At 63.9% G+C, this 17,932-nt stretch carries 14 protein-coding genes; 5 read left to right on the forward strand and 9 right to left on the reverse strand.

Features of this window, described 5'->3' with window-relative positions; all coding sequences use genetic code 11:
- Positions 1-41 precede the first annotated feature (41 nt).
- The 3 genes from IRZ56_RS08200 to arcD (IRZ56_RS08210) form a co-directional block, all read right to left on the reverse strand.
- Complete coding sequence (locus IRZ56_RS08200) at positions 42-1,052, reverse strand: ornithine carbamoyltransferase (protein ID WP_196144492.1); 1,011 nt, start codon at positions 1,050-1,052, stop codon at positions 42-44.
- A 68-nt stretch (positions 1,053-1,120) separates the two neighbouring features.
- Entirely contained in the window at positions 1,121-2,374 is a 1,254-nt protein-coding gene (gene arcA, locus IRZ56_RS08205; RefSeq protein ID WP_196144493.1) for an arginine deiminase, read from the reverse strand.
- 32 nt (positions 2,375-2,406) lie between these two features.
- A complete protein-coding gene (arcD, locus tag IRZ56_RS08210) occupies positions 2,407-3,834 on the reverse strand; it encodes an arginine-ornithine antiporter (RefSeq protein WP_196144494.1) in 1,428 nt (475 codons plus the stop codon).
- Between the two features lie 432 nt (positions 3,835-4,266).
- On the opposite strand from arcD (IRZ56_RS08210), the gene arcD (IRZ56_RS08215) reads away from it, so the two are divergent.
- Positions 4,267-5,694 (forward strand): arginine-ornithine antiporter, encoded by a 1,428-nt coding sequence (arcD, locus tag IRZ56_RS08215; protein ID WP_196144495.1) that lies wholly within the window; start codon positions 4,267-4,269, stop codon positions 5,692-5,694.
- On the opposite strand, the gene IRZ56_RS08220 is transcribed toward arcD (IRZ56_RS08215), so the two are convergent.
- The 6 genes from IRZ56_RS08220 to gap all read right to left on the reverse strand — a co-directional run bounded on the left by IRZ56_RS08220 (position 5,674) and on the right by gap (position 12,481).
- Positions 5,674-6,099 carry a YbaN family protein gene (locus IRZ56_RS08220; protein ID WP_196144496.1) on the reverse strand — a complete coding sequence of 142 codons (426 nt, stop codon included), beginning with the start codon at positions 6,097-6,099 and terminating at the stop codon, positions 5,674-5,676. The two genes, arcD (IRZ56_RS08215) and IRZ56_RS08220, sit on opposite strands and share 21 nt — an antisense overlap.
- A gap of 51 nt (positions 6,100-6,150) precedes the next feature.
- Complete coding sequence (locus tag IRZ56_RS08225; RefSeq protein WP_196144497.1) at positions 6,151-6,741, reverse strand: biliverdin-producing heme oxygenase; 591 nt, start codon at positions 6,739-6,741, stop codon at positions 6,151-6,153.
- 175 nt (positions 6,742-6,916) lie between these two features.
- On the reverse strand, positions 6,917-9,505 hold the full coding sequence (locus tag IRZ56_RS08230) for a TonB-dependent receptor (protein WP_196144498.1): 2,589 nt from the start codon (positions 9,503-9,505) through the stop codon (positions 6,917-6,919).
- Between the two features lie 126 nt (positions 9,506-9,631).
- A complete protein-coding gene (locus IRZ56_RS08235; protein ID WP_196144499.1) occupies positions 9,632-10,594 on the reverse strand; it encodes a FecR family protein in 963 nt (320 codons plus the stop codon).
- A gap of 93 nt (positions 10,595-10,687) precedes the next feature.
- Positions 10,688-11,200, reverse strand: a complete 513-nt coding sequence (locus IRZ56_RS08240) for an RNA polymerase sigma factor (RefSeq protein WP_196144500.1) — start codon at positions 11,198-11,200, stop codon at positions 10,688-10,690.
- Between the two features lie 279 nt (positions 11,201-11,479).
- Positions 11,480-12,481, reverse strand: a complete 1,002-nt coding sequence (gene gap, locus IRZ56_RS08245; protein ID WP_196144501.1) for a type I glyceraldehyde-3-phosphate dehydrogenase — start codon at positions 12,479-12,481, stop codon at positions 11,480-11,482.
- A 265-nt stretch (positions 12,482-12,746) separates the two neighbouring features.
- On the opposite strand from gap, the gene edd reads away from it, so the two are divergent.
- From edd to IRZ56_RS08265, 4 genes are all read left to right on the forward strand, one after another.
- Entirely contained in the window at positions 12,747-14,573 is a 1,827-nt protein-coding gene (edd, locus tag IRZ56_RS08250; protein ID WP_196144502.1) for a phosphogluconate dehydratase, read from the forward strand.
- Positions 14,570-15,529 (forward strand): glucokinase, encoded by a 960-nt coding sequence (locus tag IRZ56_RS08255; protein WP_196144503.1) that lies wholly within the window; start codon positions 14,570-14,572, stop codon positions 15,527-15,529. The genes edd and IRZ56_RS08255 overlap by 4 nt, the downstream gene beginning before the upstream one ends.
- Positions 15,530-15,682: 153 nt before the next feature.
- Positions 15,683-16,381, forward strand: a complete 699-nt coding sequence (gene gltR / locus IRZ56_RS08260; RefSeq protein WP_230390352.1) for a two-component system response regulator GltR — start codon at positions 15,683-15,685, stop codon at positions 16,379-16,381.
- A complete protein-coding gene (locus IRZ56_RS08265; protein WP_328306378.1) occupies positions 16,362-17,816 on the forward strand; it encodes an ATP-binding protein in 1,455 nt (484 codons plus the stop codon). The genes gltR and IRZ56_RS08265 overlap by 20 nt, the downstream gene beginning before the upstream one ends.
- Positions 17,817-17,932 lie beyond the last annotated feature (116 nt).

Consider the following 17,932-nt stretch of genomic DNA (forward strand, 5'->3'; position numbering starts at 1 on the left):
AGCCGGCTCCCACAGAGTTCCCACAAGGAACGAGAGGGTTGTCAGAGGTCAGCCAGGGTCGATACCAGGATCGCCTTGATGGTGTGCATGCGGTTTTCCGCCTGTTCGAAGGCGATGCACGCCGGCGACTCGAACACGTCGTCGGTGACTTCGATGCCGTTGGCCAGGTGCGGGTACTGTTCGGCGATCTGCTTGCCGACCTTGGTCTCGGAGTTGTGGAACGCCGGCAGGCAGTGCATGAACTTGGTGCGTGGGTTGCCGGTGGCCTTCATCAGCTCCTTGTTCACCTGGTAGGGCAGCAGCAACTTGATGCGCTCGCCCCAGGCCTCGACCGGCTCGCCCATCGAGACCCAGACGTCGGTGTGGACGAAGTCCACGCCATCGACCGCGGCTTTCGGGTCTTCGGTAAGGCTGATGCGCGCGCCGCTCTCCTCGGCGTATTGCTTGCAGCGTTGCACCAGGTCGTCATGGGGCCACAGCTCCCGGGGCGCGGCGATACGCACGTCCATGCCGAGTTTGGCGCCGATCAGCAGCAATGAGTTGCCCATGTTGTTGCGGGCATCGCCCAGATAGGCATAGCTGATGTCATGCAGCGGCTTGTCGCTGTGCTCGCGCATGGTCAGCACGTCGGCGATCATCTGGGTCGGGTGGTACTCGTCGGTCAGGCCGTTGAACACCGGCACGCCGGCGAACTTGGCCAGTTCCTCGACGATCTCCTGCTTGAAGCCACGGTATTCGATGGCATCGTACATGCGCCCGAGCACTCGGGCGGTGTCCTTCATGCTCTCCTTGTGGCCGATCTGCGAGGAGTTGGGGTCGATGTAGGTGACGTTGGCGCCTTGGTCGTAGGCGGCGACTTCGAAGGCGCAGCGGGTGCGGGTCGAGGTCTTTTCGAAGATCAGGGCGATGTTGTTGCCCTTGAGGTGCTGCTGCTCGGTGCCGGTGTACTTGGCGCGCTTGAGGTCGCGGGACAGGTCCAGCAGGTATTTCAGTTCACGGGTGCTGTGGTGTTCGAGGCTGAGCAGGTTGCGGTTGTGGATATTGAACGCCATGACGGTTCTCCTTGGATTCGGGGTCGACCCGGCTGCCGCCTTGTGGGGGCCGCCGGGGGTGTGATGGCCTAGTAGTCGATGGGGTCGCGTACGATCGGGCAGGTCATGCAGTGGCCACCGCCGCGGCCTCGGCCCAGTTCGCCGGCACTGATGGTGATGACCTCGATCCCGGCTTTGCGCAGCAAGGTGTTGGTGTAGGTATTGCGGTCGTAGCCGATGACCACGCCTGGCTCCAGCGCCACCACGTTGTTGCCGTCATCCCACTGCTCGCGCTCGGCGGCGAAGCTGTTGCCGCCGGTCTCGACCACGCGCAGCTTGACGCCCAGCTGTTCGCCGACCACCTCGATGAACGACTTGTTCTCGCGGCGTACGTCCATGCCGTAGGGCTTGCTTTCGTCCGGGCGGATGATGAACGGCACGATCTCGCGCACCACTTCCGGGAAGACCGTGACCAGGTCGCGGTCGCAGAAGCTGAACACGGTGTCCAGGTGCATGGCCGCGCGGGACTTCGGCAGCCCGGCGACGATCACTTTCTCTACCGCGCCTTTGGCGAACAGGTTCTGTGCCAGTTGGCCGATGGCCTGGCGCGAGGTGCGCTCACCCATGCCGATCAGCACGATGCCCTTGCCGATCGGCATGACGTCGCCGCCTTCGAGGGTGGCCTGGCCATGCTCCTGGTCCGGGTCGCCGTACCAGACCTGGAAGTCGGCCTTGGTGAACTCAGGGTGGAACTTGTAGATGGCGGTGGTCAGCAGGGTTTCCTGGCGTCGCGCCGGCCAGTACATCGGGTTGAGGGTCACGCCGCCGTAGATCCAGCAGGTGGTGTCGCGGGTGAACTGGGTATTGGGCAGCGGCGGCAGGATGAAGCTGGAATGGCCCAGGTAGTCGTTGTACATGTTGACCACGCTGGCGCCTTCGCTCTGCGGCAGGTCCTGGCCGGCCACGCCGCCGATCAGGAATTCGGCCAGGTGGCGTGGCTCCTGGCCTTCGAGCCAGCTGCGCACTTCGTTGGTCAGGCCCACCCCGACGGTGTCAGGGGTGATCTTACGGTCGAGGATCCACTTCAGGGCCTCGGGGTTCTGCACGATGTCGGTGAGCAGGTTGTGCATTTCCAGTACATCCACCCCGCGCTCGCGCATCTTGGTGACGAAGTCGAAGTGGTCGCGCTTGGCCTGGTCGACCCAGATCACATCGTCGAACAACAGCTCGTCGCAGTTGCTCGGGGTCAGGCGCTTGTGCGCCAGTCCCGGGGCGCAGACCATTACCTTGCGCAGCTTGCCTGCTTCGGAGTGGACACCGTACATGTGTTTTTCCGTGGACATGGTTCATTCCTCCAAAAATGCGAAGACGTGGTTCAAAGGGTCAGGAAGCCGTCGTACAGGCCGTAGGCCGCCACCAGGGCGCCGACCACGACGGCTGCGAAGATCAGTTTTTCCACGTTGGTGAAGATAGGTTGGCCCACCTCGCGCTTGGCCTTGGCGAACAGGATCGCGCCAGGGGCATAGAGCAGGGCCGAGAGCAGCAGGTACTTCACGCCGCCGGCGTACAGCAGCCAGATGGCGTACAGCAGGGCGATGCCACCGATGACCAGGTCCTTCTTGCGTTCGGCCAGGGCCTGCTCGTAGGTCTCGCTGCGCATTGCCAGCAGCACCGCGTAGGCGGCCGACCACAGGTAGGGCACTAGGATCATCGAGGTGGCGAGGTAGATCAGCGACAGGTAGGTGCTGTTGGAGAACAGCGTGATGACCAGGAAGATCTGCACCATGGCGTTGGTCAGCCACAGGGCGTTGGCCGGCACATGGTTGGCGTTCTCGCGGCGCAGGAACTCCGGCATGGTGTGGTCCTTGGCCGCGGCGAACATGATCTCGGCACACAGCAGTACCCACGACAGCAAGGCGCCGAGCAGCGAGATGATCAGGCCGACACTGATCAGCACCGCGCCCCAGTGACCGACCACGTGCTCGAGTACGGCAGCCATCGACGGGTTTTGCAGCTTGGCCAGCTCCGGTTGGGTCATCACGCCCAGCGACAACACGTTGACCAGTACCAGGAACAGCAGCACGGTGATGAAGCCAATGACCGTGGCCTTGCCCACGTCGGCGCGTTTTTCCGCCCGCGAGGAGAAGATGCTCGCGCCCTCGATGCCGATGAACACCCACACGGTCACCAGCATCATGTTGCGCACCTGATCCATCACGCTGCCCAGGTCCGGCGAGCCTTCGCCCCAGATGTCGGCGGTGAAGATGTCGAGCTTGAAGGCGAACAGGCAGATCAGGGCGAACAGCGCCAGCGGCACGACTTTGGCCACCGTGGTGACCAGGTTGATGAACGCCGCTTCCTTGATGCCGCGCAGCACCAGGAAGTGCACCGACCACAGCAGGATGGACGCGCCGATCACTGCGGCGGGGGTATTGCCTTCACCGAAGATCGGGAAGAAATAGCCCAGCGTGCTGAACAACAGCACGAAGTAGCCGACGTTGCCCAGCCAGGCGCTGATCCAGTAACCCCAGGCCGAGGAAAAGCCCATGTAGTCACCGAAACCGGCCTTGGCGTAGGCATACACCCCGCCGTCCAGGTCGGGCTTGCGGTTGGCCAGGGTCTGGAACACGAAGGCCAGGGTCAACATGCCCACGGCGGTAATGGCCCAACCGATCAGCACCGCGCCGACACCGGCACTGGCTGCCATGTTTTGCGGTAATGAAAAGATGCCGCCGCCAATCATCGAGCCGACGACAAGTGCAACGAGTGCACCCAGTTTTAGTTTTCCGGGAGAATCAGACATTTAACAACTCCATGTCAGGAGAACGTTGACCTCAGCGTAATTCCGACGTCGTTGCCATTCGCTGACCTGGGTCAGTTTATGACGATGTGAAGTAGGAAAATTCCTTCACATAACCTCCTGGAGCGTGCCGACTACCCGGCTGCAGGCCTTGCGCGCTGGCACTTCCATGTCGATCTAGAGTAAACACTCTGTGTCGCCTGCGAGCATAGAACGCTAGCCGTTTTTGGCTGAGAAGCAAGTTTCGGTACATATTCTGTATTAAAAGTTTCAGGCGTTGACCTGAGGCAAGGAACGCGCAGTATTAATACCAAGGACATAGAACGCGTTGTTATGAGTTTTTAACGTTTGATCGCATGGGCTACTATAAAACGCTGCAGTTATTTATAGGGGCGGTTGTTTCATGCGTATTGCAACGCACCAAGGAGAGGACCCATGGCTGAACCGGGACAAAAGCTGCGCCTGGGTGCGTTGATCGCACTGGTGGTCGGCTCGATGATTGGCGGCGGCATCTTTTCGTTGCCGCAGAACATGGCGGCCCGGGCCGATGTCGGGGCGGTACTGATCGGTTGGGGGATCACCGCAGTGGGCATGTTGGCGCTGGCCTTCGTGTTTCAGACCCTGGCCAACCGCAAGCCTGAACTCGACTCCGGGGTGTATGCCTATGCCAAGGCCGGTTTCGGTGACTACATGGGTTTTTCCTCGGCCTGGGGTTACTGGATCAGCGCCTGGCTGGGCAACGTCGGCTATTTCGTCCTGCTGTTCAGCACGCTGGGCTTCTACTACCCGGTGTTCGGCGAAGGCAACACGCCGGCGGCCATCGGCTGCGCCTCGCTGCTGCTATGGGCGGTGCACTTCCTGGTGCTGCGCGGCATCAAGGAAGCGGCGTTCATCAACCAGGTGACCACCATCGCCAAGGTGGTACCGCTGTTGATGTTCATCGTCATCGCGGCCTTTGCCTTCCGTGCCGATATCTTCACCCGCGACATCTGGGGCCTGGGCAACCCGAAGTTCGGCGGCGTGCTGGAGCAGGTGCGCAACATGATGCTGGTGACCGTGTTCGTGTTCATCGGTATCGAGGGCGCCAGCGTCTATTCCGGCCGGGCCCTGCATCGCTCGGACGTGGGCAAGGCCACGGTGATCGGTTTTCTTGGTGTATTGGCCCTGCTGGTGCTGGTCAATGTGCTGTCGCTAGGGGTGATGACCCAGCCGGAACTGGCCAAGCTGCAGAACCCGTCGCTGGCATCGGTACTCGAGCACATCGTCGGGCCCTGGGGCGCGTTGCTGATCAGCATCGGGCTGGCGGTGTCGTTGCTCGGGGCCTTGCTGTCGTGGGCACTGCTGTGCGCGGAGATCCTCTTCGCCACGGCCCGGGACAAGACCATGCCACGTTTCCTGGCGCGGGAAAACGCCAACCATGTACCGGCCAATGCGCTGTGGTTGACCAACTGCATGATCCAGGGCTTCCTGCTGATCACCCTGTTCTCCGCGGGCACCTATACCAGCCTGATCTACCTGGCCTCGTCGATGATCCTGGTGCCGTACTTTTGGTCCGCGGCCTATGCTGTGTTGCTGACGCTGCGCGGTGAAGGTTATGCCGGGCAACAACGGCGGCGCCGCAAGGACCTGCTGGTGGCCATGGTCGCGTTGCTCTATGCCGTCTGGCTGCTATATGCCGGAGGTCTCAAGTACTTGCTGCTGTCGGCGCTGTTGTATGCGCCTGGGGTGATCCTGTTTGCCCGGGCCAAGCATGAGCAGGGGCAAGCCCTGTTCACCCGATGGGAGAAGCTGATCTTCGCAGCGGTGCTGGCCGGGGCCGGCCTGGCCGCCTACGCGCTGTATTCAGGAGTGCTGAGCTTGTGAACGTTCGCCCGGGTTGGGTGGGGTAGGGCGTTCCGGGCGCGACCATATCCACAGGTTACCCAGGGCCATGCCGCCGATGGCCAGGAAGACCGGCCAACGGGCCTCCAGGAACACCAGCATCAGACCGGCGCACAGCAGCATGCTGAGGGTGGCGCTGACCTTGGCCCGGCGCTGGATCACCTTGCCATTGCGCCAGTTGTACAGGATCGGCCCGAACAGGCGATGGTTTTCCAGCCAGGCGCTCAGGCGGGGGGAACTGCGGGTGGCGGCCCAGGCCGCGAGCAGGATGAACTCGGTGGTCGGCAGGCCGGGGATGACGATGGCCACGAGGCCGATGCCCAGGCTGACGTAAGCAAGGAGTGCGAACAACAGGCGGGACAGTTTGGAGCGGGCAGGTCGGGTCATGGTCTCACTGCAGGGAAGGGCCCGACCGCCTAGGCGGCCGGGTGAAGCGTGTCAGGCCAGTGCAGCATCGGCGGCATAGGCATGCTTGAGCAGCTCGGTGAAACGTTCGAAGGCCGCGACCGCGCCACGTTCGGCAGCGGCGTCTTCCTCGGGCGACAGCTCAAGGCCATCGAGAATCCGGGTGAACTGCTTCCAGCCTTCGGCGCGGCCACCTTCCGGCTCGCCCAGGTGACGGGCACCGAAACTGTCGGACAGCTCCAGGGCCACGGCACGCTTGATCAGGAACGCGGCGCCCAGTTTGGAGCCTTCGGAGACGAAGATCCAGCCCAAGGCCTGGCCGAGGGTGGGGTTGTGCAGTGCGCCGGGTACCCGGGCGGGCACCTCGGTATCCAGGTCGGCCAGGTCCAGGCGGGCTTGCTCGGCACGGCAGCGGGCGGCCAGGTCGGGAAAGATGGCGATCAGTTTCGGGTCGTTGTACAGCGCCTGCAGCTCGGACTGGAACAGGTACTGGGCAACCACGAAGCGGGCGAAGCTTTCGCGGCTGTCGAATGGCTTGTGCGATTTGACCAGGGCGTCCAGCTCGGTGTGAGGGGCGTGGGTGACCTGGTTCAGGCGTTGCGAACGCAGGGAAGTGGCGGTCATGGTAGGTCCTTGGGAAATTGGGCTCTAGTGACAAGACGAACGAGGTAGTGGCTGGACGTAAAAATTCTGTTCGAGCAGGAGGGCGTACCTCTGTGGGGGGGTGTTGTTTGTGAGATCGAGCGCCGCCCGCGCGGCGCTCGATCTCACAGGCACCCAGGCCGCTGCGCCGAACGGATCAGATATCCCACACCAGGTTGATGGCGAAGTTACGCCCTGGTGCTGTCAGGCGGTCGAGGTTGGCCGGCTGGGTCACGGCAGCTTCGCCCTGGCCGTCGTAGCGGCGTACCGAGTCCCACTGCCAGTACTTCTTGTCGGTGAGGTTGTACAGGCCGGCATTGACCGTGAGGTCGTCGGTCACCTTGTAGAAGCCGCTCAGGTCCAGCACGCCGTAGCCTGGCGTACGGAACTTCGAGCTCTGGCCGTCCGGGGCGAAGAAGGTGCTGTCGTCGACACGGGTCTTGCGCTTGACCAGGGTCCAGCTCACCAGGCCGCCGTAGTTCGGCTGCTCGTAACCCAGCCCGAACACGCCGGTCAGCGGGTTGACCGAGTTCAGCGGCTGGCCACTGTCGTCGTTGCGGCCATGGGCATAGGCGATCGAGCCTTGGGTGTACAGGCCCTGCGGCGCGCCGAAGTGGTCGAGGTTCAGGCGGCCCTTGACCTCGGCACCCTTGATGGTGGCGTGCCTGATGTTGTTGGCCTGATAGGTGGGCAGCAGGTCCAGGCTCTTGACCGCGTCTTCGTCGATGAAATCACGGTACTTGTTGTAGAACACCGCGACATCGAAGTTACCCGCCTCGAAGTTGCCACGCAGGCCGGTTTCATAGCTCTTGCTCTTTTCAGGCTCCAGGTTCGGGTTGCCCTGGACGCTATAGCCCAGCTCGGCGTTTTCGAAGCGACCATACATGGCCTTGGCCGTCGGCGTGCGGAAGCCTTCGGCGTACTGGCCATACCAGGTGTAGTTGTCATCGAAGGCGTAGGTGATACCCAGCTTGGGCGACAGGCGATGCCACTTCTTGGCCGAGTCGTCGACGTTTTGCGCGCTGCCGCTGCCGTTCTCCAGACCACGCAGGAATTCGTCCGTCATCTTCGGCTTCATGCGGGTGTAGTCATAGCGTGCACCGGGGAGGAAGGTCCAATCGTTCCAGCGGATTTCGTCCTGGACAAAGAGGCTGTAGGTATTGACCGTCGGGTCCGGGAAGTCGCTGACGAGCACCTGCCCATCCTTCGGGCTGTCCGCGCCTTCGGCAGGGCAGTCTCTGCCGACGGCCAGGCAGGTGCCGGCACCACTGCGTGAGCCGGCCACTTCCTGATGCTTGAGGGTCGTGCCATAGGTCAGCAGGTGGTCGGTTTCACCCAGGCTGAATGCTTTGTCCAGCTGGGCGTCGAAGACCCACTTGCGATCCTTGTAGGTCGTGTTGCGCGTGCGCAAGACTTCACGCGCCCCGGGCACATAGAGCTCCTCGGTGTTCTGATCGGTCTTGGCGACCTGGTAGTTCAAGCTCCACTTCACATGGTCGGCCACCAGGCTATCGAGCCCGAACTCATGGTTGATGCCGAAACGCTCACGGGTAATGGTGTCGTTACTGGTACGCGCACGGTACATGTTCGAAGCGCCCCAGCCAGGGATGAAAGGACCGCCTACCGCACTGAGGATGTTCTGGTCGCGATCGTCCTTGTAGCGCTCGTAGGTCAAGCCCAGGCGTGCGTCATCGGCATAGTTCCAGCCCAACTTGGCCAGTACGTTGGTGGTGCGTGCGTCCACCGGGTTGGCCTTGGTGCGGTCCAGGCCGGTGCCGCCGTGCTCGCCGTAGGATTCGGTTTCGTGGCCGTTGCGCTGGCTCAGGTGCAGCAGGCCGTCGAAGTCGCCCTGGCGGCCGGCGACGGTGGCAGAGGTCAACCAGCTTTCATCGGCGGAGCTGTAGCCGGTCTTCAGGCGGGCACCGACGTCCTTGCCGGGCTTGATGATGTCGTCTGGATCGAGGGTGAAGTAGCTCACCGCACCGCCAATCGCGTTGCTGCCATACAGCACCGACGCCGGGCCGCGCAGGATTTCCACGCGCTTGACGATTTCCGGGTCGACGTAGTTGCGTTGGGTTTGCGCGTAGGGGCCGTAGAAGAAACTGTCCGGGATGGAGACGCCGTCGACCTGGGTCAGGATGCGTTCGCGGTCGATGCCGCGAATGTTGAAACCATTCAAACCGCTGCGCTGGCCGGTGCCGGCCACCGATACGCCGGGCTCGTAGCGCACCATGTCCTGGATGTTGTTGACGTTCTGCCGGTCCAGCTGTTGGCGGGTTTGCACTGTCACGGTGCTCGGTACCTGGCTGACGTCCTGAGCGCTGCGGGTGGCACTGACCGTCAGCTGCTGCAGGGCGATGGCGTTGCCCGTCATCTGGCGCTCCAGCACCACGTTGCCATTGCCGATGGTGCGGAATTTGAGCCCGGTTCCTTGCAGCAGGCGGTGCAGCGCCGCTTCCGGTGCCAACGAGCCCCGCACGCCTGGCGACGAAACGCCCTCGGCCACCTCGGCGCTAAAGCCGACCTGCCAGCCAGTGACCTGGCTGAACGCATTGATTGCAGCGACCAAGGGTTGCTGGTCGATGGCGAAGCGGTAGTCGCCCATGCGTGGGCTGCTGGCCTGGGCCGGTTCCGCGGCCAGTGCCGGCAGGCTGCAGGCGCCGCTGGCGAGCAGGGCGAGGGTCAGCAGGGACAATTGCCCCATGCGGCGGGACGGGTTGGATGGGCGAGTTGAACCTGTGGACATCGAAGGCGCTCCCTGACGCGCGAACTGTTATAGGTGATGGCTGTTCTCGTTTTCGAACAAGAATCAGTCGCATTGGCTATAACGAGACGGACGAAGGGCGGCAATCGCGTAAAAAAAACCAGCAGATCAGTTGAGGATCACCAGTGCCGGATACTCATGCAGCTGTGCCGAGGTGATGTGGGCGAGGGCGCGCAGGGTTTCCAGCGGCTGGTCGAGGCGGTAGTTGCCGGTCACCGCGACGTGGTCGAGGTTTGCGTTGCGGTTGATGATCCAGCCTGGGTAGTAGCGCCGGACTTCGGCCAGTACCTGGCTCAATGGGCAATTTTCGAACACCAGGCGGCCATCGACCCAGGCAAGGTCCTTGCGCAGGTCGGCACGTTGACGCGTGCCAAAACCCTGGGCCCCCACGCTGATGCTGTCGCCGGCACTGAGGCGAATGCGTTGATCGCTGGCCGCCTGCAGGTCGATATCGCCGCGCTGCACCCTGACCTGGGCCTGGCCGTCGAGGTAACGAACGGCGAAATCGGTGTCGCTCGCCTGCGCCCGCAAGGGGCCGGCCTGGACTTCCAGAGGCTCAAGGGTATTGCCGGGGACCTGGAAATAGGCTTCGCCCTGGAGCAGGCGGGCGACCTGGCGGCCATTGTGCAGGTCGCTGGCGAAGGCCGAGTCGGTGTTGAGCAGCACCTTGGCGCCATCGCCCAACTGCAGGCGCTGGCGTTCGCCGACCACCGTCAGATGGTCGGCCTGTAGGCGTACAGGCAGGTTGCCGAAGGTGAACAGCCCGACCAGCAGCACGGCGGCGGTGGCCAGGGGTTTCCAGTGGGCGCGCAGGCGACCGCCCACGGAACGGCGCCGGGTGTGGTGCAGTTGCGCAGCGGCCTGGCGCAGTGGCGCACCGTTCCACAGGGCCTCGGCTTCGACATAGGCCTCGGCGTTTTCCGCAGCTGCGCCCAGCCAGGCCTCGAAGGCTTGGGTGTCCTCTTCGCTGGCGCATTGCAGGCGCACCAGCCAGTCCAGCGCTTCGTCCATGGCGCGGGCACGGGCATCAGGCTCGGCAGGCGACGGGCCAGGGGCAGGGCTGTCAGTCACGGAGAATCCTTGCTGTAGGTCTTTTCGCAAATGATCAAGGCTGCGGTGAAGCAAGGCAAGGGCTTTGCCTGGACCGGCCGGCGAGTGGTCGGCTCACTTGAGGCGGTCGGCCACGCCAATGCAAATGGCCATGATCAGTTTCAGTTCCTTCTGTACCGTGCTGGCCGAGACGTTCAATTGTTCGGCGATTTCCAGGTAGCTGGCGCCGTGCAGGCGACTGAGGATGAAGATGCGTTGCTGGCGCGGTGTCAATTGGCCGAGGCTGACGCTCAAGCGCTCGAGCAACTGCTCGGCATGGGCGGCATCCTCGTTGCTGGTGGTGGGGGCGGCGACGTTGTGCAGGATGTCGTCAGGGACGTCCTCGACCAAGGTACGTGCCTGCACACGGCGGGCGCGCAGGTGATCCAGGGCGAGATTGCGCGCGGTCTGGAACACGAACGGCTCCAGGTGCTCGATCGGCCGCTCGCCCAGGGCGCGGGTGACGCGAAGGTAGGTTTCCTGCAACAGATCCTCGGCGGTGCTGGGGTTGCCCACCATGCGTTGCAGCGTACGCAACAGCGTGAGGCGCTGGGTGACGAAGACTGTGTTGAACCGGGACTGACTCACGGGAAAACCTGACCGATAGGAAGCGAATGATAATGCTTATCATCCGCTCTGTTGGTCAAGTCTAATCTGTAATCACATTGCCAGGCGGTGGTGATATCAGGCCCGGCCCAATCGCGGGACAAGCCCGCCCACAGGCCCGGCTAGCAATCTGTAGGAGCGGGCTTGCCCCGCGATCAAGGGCGAAGCCCTTACCAGGCGACGCGATATCAGGCCCGGCCCAATTGCAGTCCCCACAGTCGCCACGTGTTCGCTGCGCGACAGTGCAGCTCGACACCGCGATCAGCGGGCGTTGCACAACGCCAGGCAGTTATCCAGCATGCGGTTGGAGAAGCCCCATTCGTTGTCGTACCAGGCCAGTACCTTGAGCATCCGCCCGTTGGCCCGGGTATGGTTGGCATCGAAGATCGACGACAGCGGGTTATGGTTGAAGTCGCACGACACCAGCGGCAAGGCGTTGTAGCCCAGTATCCGGGAGTGCCGGCTGGCCTCGAGGAACAGCTGGTTGACCTGCTCGGCACTGACGTCGCGCTTGAGGTTGACGGTCAGGTCCACCAGCGACACATTGATCACCGGCACCCGCACGGCCATGCCGGTGAGCTTGCCGGCCAGCTCCGGCAGTACCAGGCCTACGGCCTCGGCGGCGCCGGTCTTGCTCGGGATCATCGACTGGGTGGCCGAACGCGCCCGGTAAGGATCGCTGTGGTAGACGTCGGTGAGCACCTGGTCGTTGGTATAGGCGTGGATGGTGGTCATCAAACCTTGCTCGATGCCGAACTCGCGGTGCAGCACCTGGGCGATCGGCGCCAGGCAGTTGGTGGTGCAGGAGGCGTTGGAGATGATCTGGTGCGAAGCCTTCAGCGTGTCATGGTTGACCCCGTAGACCACCGTGGCATCGGCGCCCTTGGCCGGTGCCGAGACGATCACCTTGCGCGCCCCGGCGGCCAGGTGGGCGGCGGCCTTGGCGCGGTCGGTGAACAGGCCGGTGCATTCGAACACCACATCCACGCCCTCGGCCTTCCACGGCAGCTCCGCCGGGTTGCGGATGGCGCTGACCGAGATGCGGTCGCCGTTGACCGTCAGGCTCTCCTGGTCGGCCTCCACACTGGCTTCGAACGTGCCGTGCACGCTGTCGTACTTGAGCAGATGGGCGTTCATCGCGCTGTCGCCCAGGTCATTGATGGCGACGACCTGCAGGTCCTGGCGGTAGCCTTGGGTATAGAGTGCGCGCAGGACGTTGCGTCCGATGCGGCCAAATCCATTGATCGCGATGCGAAGGGTCATGGCATTACCTCTGGCGGTCCGGGTGAAGCCGTGGCAAAAAAGGTGACTTCACTGAAACGGTTTTGTTATTGGAATTACAAGATTATTCCTCGCAGGATAGAAAACAAGCCTTTTTGATGGCAGTATTTTGTTAAACCTACAACGAGTGGTCGGGCAGACCGCCCCGTGATCGCGTCAGGCCCCCTTACCTTGAGCCTAGGCCGCAATCGTTTGGAGGGGAAATGCCCGAAGACGCCACCCCCACAGTTAGCCTGGAGTCCAGTACATGCATCCGCGCATCCTTGAGGTCACCGAACGGTTGGTCGAACGCAGCCGTGCCACCCGTGAACGCTACCTGGAGCTGATTCGCGGCGCGGCCAGCGATGGCCCCATGCGTGCCAGCCTGCAGTGTGCGAACTTCGCCCATGGCGTGGCCGGCTGCGGCGCCCAGGACAAGCAAAGCCTGCGGATGATGAACGCCGCCAACGTGGCCATCGTCTCGGCGTACAACGACATGCTCTCGGCCCACCAGCCGTACCAGCACTTCCCGGAGCAGATCAAACAGGCCCTGCGTGAGATCGGTTCGGTCGGCCAGTTCGCGGGTGGTGTGCCGGCCATGTGCGACGGCGTCACCCAGGGCGAGCCGGGCATGGAGCTGGCCATCGCCAGTCGTGAGGTAATCGCCCTGTCCACGGCCATCGCGCTGTCGCACAACATGTTCGATGCGGCGTTGATGCTGGGTATCTGCGACAAGATCGTCCCCGGCCTGATGATGGGCGCCCTGCGCTTTGGCCACCTGCCGACCATCTTCGTGCCAGGTGGGCCGATGCCGTCGGGCATCTCCAACAAGGAAAAGGCTGACGTGCGCCAGCGCTACGCCGAGGGCAAGGCCAGCCGCGAGGAGTTGCTGGAGTCGGAGATGAAGTCCTACCACAGCCCGGGTACCTGTACCTTCTACGGTACGGCCAACACCAACCAGCTGGTGATGGAAGTGATGGGCCTGCATCTACCGGGTGCTTCGTTCGTCAACCCCTATACCCCGCTGCGCGATGCCCTGACCGCCGAAGCGGCGCAGCAGGTCACGCGCATGACCAAGGCCAGCGGCAGCTTCATGCCACTGGGCGAGATCGTCGATGAAAAGGCCCTGGTCAACGCCATTGTCGCCCTGCACTCCACCGGGGGCTCCACCAACCATACCCTGCACATCCCGGCCATCGCCCAGGCCGCGGGTATCCAGCTGACCTGGCAGGACATGGCGGACCTGTCCGAGGTGGTGCCGACCCTGTCCCACGTCTACCCCAACGGCAAGGCCGACATCAACCATTTCCAGGCCGCCGGTGGCATGGCCTTCCTCATTCGCGAACTGCTCGACGCCGGGCTCCTGCACGAAGACGTCAATACGGTGGCTGGCCACGGCCTGCGCCGCTACACCCAGGAGCCGTTCCTGGAAGAAGGCAAGCTGGTCTGGCGTGAAGGCCCACGCCAGAGCCTGGACGAGAGTATCCTGCGCCCGGTGGCGCGGCCGTTCTCGGCCGAAGGTGGCCTGCGAGTGATGAACGGTAACCTTGGCCGGGGCGTCATGAAGGTGTCTGCCGTGGCGCCGGAGCATCAGGTGGTGGAAGCGCCGGCGCGGGTATTCCATGACCAGCAATCGTTGGCCGATGCCTTCAAGGCCGGCGAGCTGGAGCGTGACTTCGTCGCGGTGGTGCGGTTCCAGGGCCCGCGTTGCAACGGCATGCCCGAGCTGCACAAGCTGACCCCATTCCTGGGCGTGCTGCAGGACCGCGGCTACAAGGTCGCACTGGTGACCGACGGGCGGATGTCCGGCGCTTCAGGCAAGATCCCGGCCGCGATCCACGTCTGCCCGGAGGCCTATGACGGCGGCCCGCTGGCGCGGGTGCGCGATGGTGATATCGTGCGGGTCGACGGTGTCGAAGGCACGCTGCAGATCATGGTGTCGGCCGAAGAGCTGGCAACCCGCGACCTGCCCACGGCCCCCCAGGGCAACGACCTGGGCATGGGGCGCGAGCTGTTCGGCTTCATGCGTGTGGCGTTCAGCTCGGCCGAGCAGGGCGCCAGCGCCTTCACCTCGGCGTTGGAGCAGCTCAAATGAAGGCTTTGCTGGTTGGCGACATCGGTGGCACCAACGCGCGCTTCGGCCTGTGGCACGACAACCAGCTGCAGGCCGTGCAGGTCCTGGCGACCGCCGACTACACCAACCCCGAGCAGGCCATTGAGGCCTACCTCGCCGGGCAAGGTATTCCCCGCGGTGGCCTGGCCGCCGTATGCCTGGCGGTGGCGGGGCCGGTCAGCGGCGACGAGTTCCGCTTCACCAACAACCACTGGCGCCTGAGCCGCAGTGCCTTTTGCCGGGCCCTGCAGGTCGAGCGCCTGCTGTTGATCAATGATTTCAGCGCCATGGCCCTGGGCATGACACGCCTGCAGGACGGCGAATATCGCCAGGTCTGCGCGGGCACGGCCGACCCCGCTCGGCCGGCCCTGGTCATCGGCCCCGGTACCGGGCTGGGCGTGGGTAGCCTGTTGCGCCTGGACAACCAGCACTGGCTGGCCTTGCCGGGGGAGGGCGGGCATGTCGACCTGCCGGTGGGCAACGCACGCGAGGCCGCGATCCACCAGCAGATCCACGGGCAAATCGGCCATGTCAGCGCCGAAACGGTGCTCAGTGGCGGTGGTCTGGTGCGCCTGTACCAGGCCATGTGCGCACTCGATGGGGACACACCCAGACACAAGACCCCGGCGCAGATCACCGATGCCGCTCTAGGCGGCGAACCCCGAGCGCTGGCGGTGGTCGAGCAGTTCTGCCGCTTCCTTGGGCGAGTCGCTGGTAACAATGTCCTGACCCTCGGTGCCCGGGGCGGCGTCTATATTGTCGGCGGCGTGATCCCGCGTTTTGCCGAGTTGTTCCTGCGCAGCGGCTTTGCCGCGAGCTTTGCCGACAAGGGCTGCATGAGCGGGTATTTCGACGGGGTGCCGGTGTGGCTGGTGACGGCGGAGTTTTCCGGGTTGCTGGGGGCAGGCGTCGCGTTGCAGCAGGCGTTGGATCATTGAGCCAAGGTCAGCCCGATCGCGGAGCAAGCCCCCACGAATCAGGCGCGACGCTGTCCCTGTAGGAGCGGGCTTGTCCCGCGATGGGCTGCCAGGCAGCCCCGTTTCCACTGTTCAGAGGAAGGTTCAGTGACCACCACCGGCAAATCGATCCTGATGGTCGACGACGACCAGGAAATTCGCGAGCTGTTGCAAACCTACCTGAGTCGCTCCGGGTTTCAGGTGCATGCCGAGGCCGACGGCCAGGGCTTTCGCCAAGCGCTGGAGCGCGAGCCCTGCGACCTGGTGATCCTCGACGTGATGCTGCCTGACGAAGACGGTTTCAGCCTGTGCTGCTGGGTGCGCCAGCATCCTCGCCTGGCACGGGTACCGATCATCATGCTGACCGCCAGCTCCGACGAGGCCGACCGGGTCATTGGCCTCGAGCTGGGCGCCGACGACTACCTGGGCAAGCCGTTCAGCCCGCGCGAATTGCAGGCGCGGATCAAGGCCCTGCTGCGCCGCGCCGAGTTCGGTCAGGCGGTGCCCAGCCAGGCCGTACTGACCTTCGATGACTGGCGCCTGGACACCATCAGCCACCGGCTGTTCCACCGCGATGGCGAGGAGGTGATCCTCTCCGGGGCCGACTTCGCCCTGCTCAAGCTGTTTCTCGACCACCCGCAGCAGATCCTCGACCGCGACACCATCGGCAACGCCACCCGTGGGCGCGAGCCTATGCCGCTGGACCGCATCGTCGACATGGCGGTCAGCCGCCTGCGCCAGCGCCTGCGTGACACCGACAAGCCGCCTCGGCTGATACGCACCGTGCGCGGCAGTGGCTACCTGCTGGCAGCCCATGTCTACCCGGCCTGCTGAGCGACGCTGGCGCTTGCTGCCGCGCTCGTTGCTGGGGCGCATGCTGCTGCTTACCCTGCTGGTGGTGTTGCTGGCCCAAGGGCTGTCGAGCCTGATCTGGGTTTCCCAGTTGCGCGCCAGCCAGCTCCAGGGCCTGCAGGCCAGCGCCCGTAGCCTGGCGCATTCGATGAGCGCCAGCGTCAGCTATTTTCGTTCGTTGCCGGTGGCCTACCGGCCCATGGTGCTGGACCAGCTGCGCAGCATGGGCGGCACGCGTTTCTTCGTCTCGCTCAACGACAAACCCCTGGACATGCCCATGCTGCCGATCACCCCACGCAAGCGAGCGGTGATCGAGGTGTTCGAGCAGGTGTTGCACGAGCGCCTGGGCCAGCAGATGGAAATTTCGGTGGAATTCGTCAGCCCACAGGAGCTGCGTATCTTCAACAGCGGCTTGAAGCTCGACGAACTGCCGCGCTCATGGGCGCACTACTCGCTGACCCTGGAGCCGCTGAACCCGCCGGTGCTGGTGACGCAGATCCGCCTGGGCGAAGGCGAGTGGCTGTACATCGCCTCGTTGCTGCCCGAGCCCTACACCAGCCTCGAGGCCGAACGGCTGCCACGCCAGCAGATCGGCTTCATCGCCCTGACCACCGCCTTGTTGCTGTTGTTCATCGGCTTGCTGGTGCATTGGCAGAGCCGCCCGCTCAAGCGCCTGGCCCGGGCGGCGCGGGAGATGTCCCTGGGGGCCGACGTGGCCCCGGTGGTCGAGGGGGGCGGCAGCGAAGTGGTCGAGGTGGGGCGAGCGTTCAACAGCATGCGCGAGCGTATCAGCCGCTACCTGACCGAACGTGCGCAGCTGTTCAGTGCCGTGTCCCATGATCTGCGCACGCCCATCACACGCCTGCGCCTGCGCGTCGAGCTGCTCGAGGACGAGCGGATGCAGGCCAAGTTCAGCCGTGACCTCGACGAGCTGGAGCTGTTGGTCAAGGGTGCTCTGCAATGCGTGAAGGACACCGACATCCACGAGAACATCGAGCCCATCGACCTCAACCAGGTGCTTGAGATGCTCGCCGAGCCCTACCTGGGCGATGGCCGCATCACCCTCGAGGGTCGTGCCCTGGCGCCGTACCCGGGCAAGCCCCTGGCCTTGCGCCGCTGCATCGGCAACCTGATCGACAACGCCATCAAATACGGGGAGCGGGCGCACCTGCGTATTCTGGATAGCGCCACCGGCTTCGTCCTGCAGGTGGACGACCAAGGGCCTGGTGTTCCCGAGCAGCGTCTGGAGCAGGTGTTCGAGCCGCATTTTCGTCTGGCCGGGCAGCAGCAGGGCTACGGCCTGGGGCTCGGTATCGCGCGCAATATCGCCCACAGCCATGGCGGCGAGGTGAGCCTGCTGAACCTGCGCCAGGGTGGGTTGCGGGTGACCTTGAGCCTGCCGCGCAGCGCTGATTGAACAGTCGAATGTCACGAGTCGGTGACATTTGCGCATCCCTTCGTTACCTGCCCGGCATGGGCGTCTGGTTAGACTCGGATGCAAGCGCAAGTACCCATGACTTGCCTATGCATAAC

Source organism: Pseudomonas guariconensis (assembly GCF_015680235.1).
Classification (GTDB): Bacteria; Pseudomonadota; Gammaproteobacteria; order Pseudomonadales; family Pseudomonadaceae; genus Aquipseudomonas; species Aquipseudomonas guariconensis_A.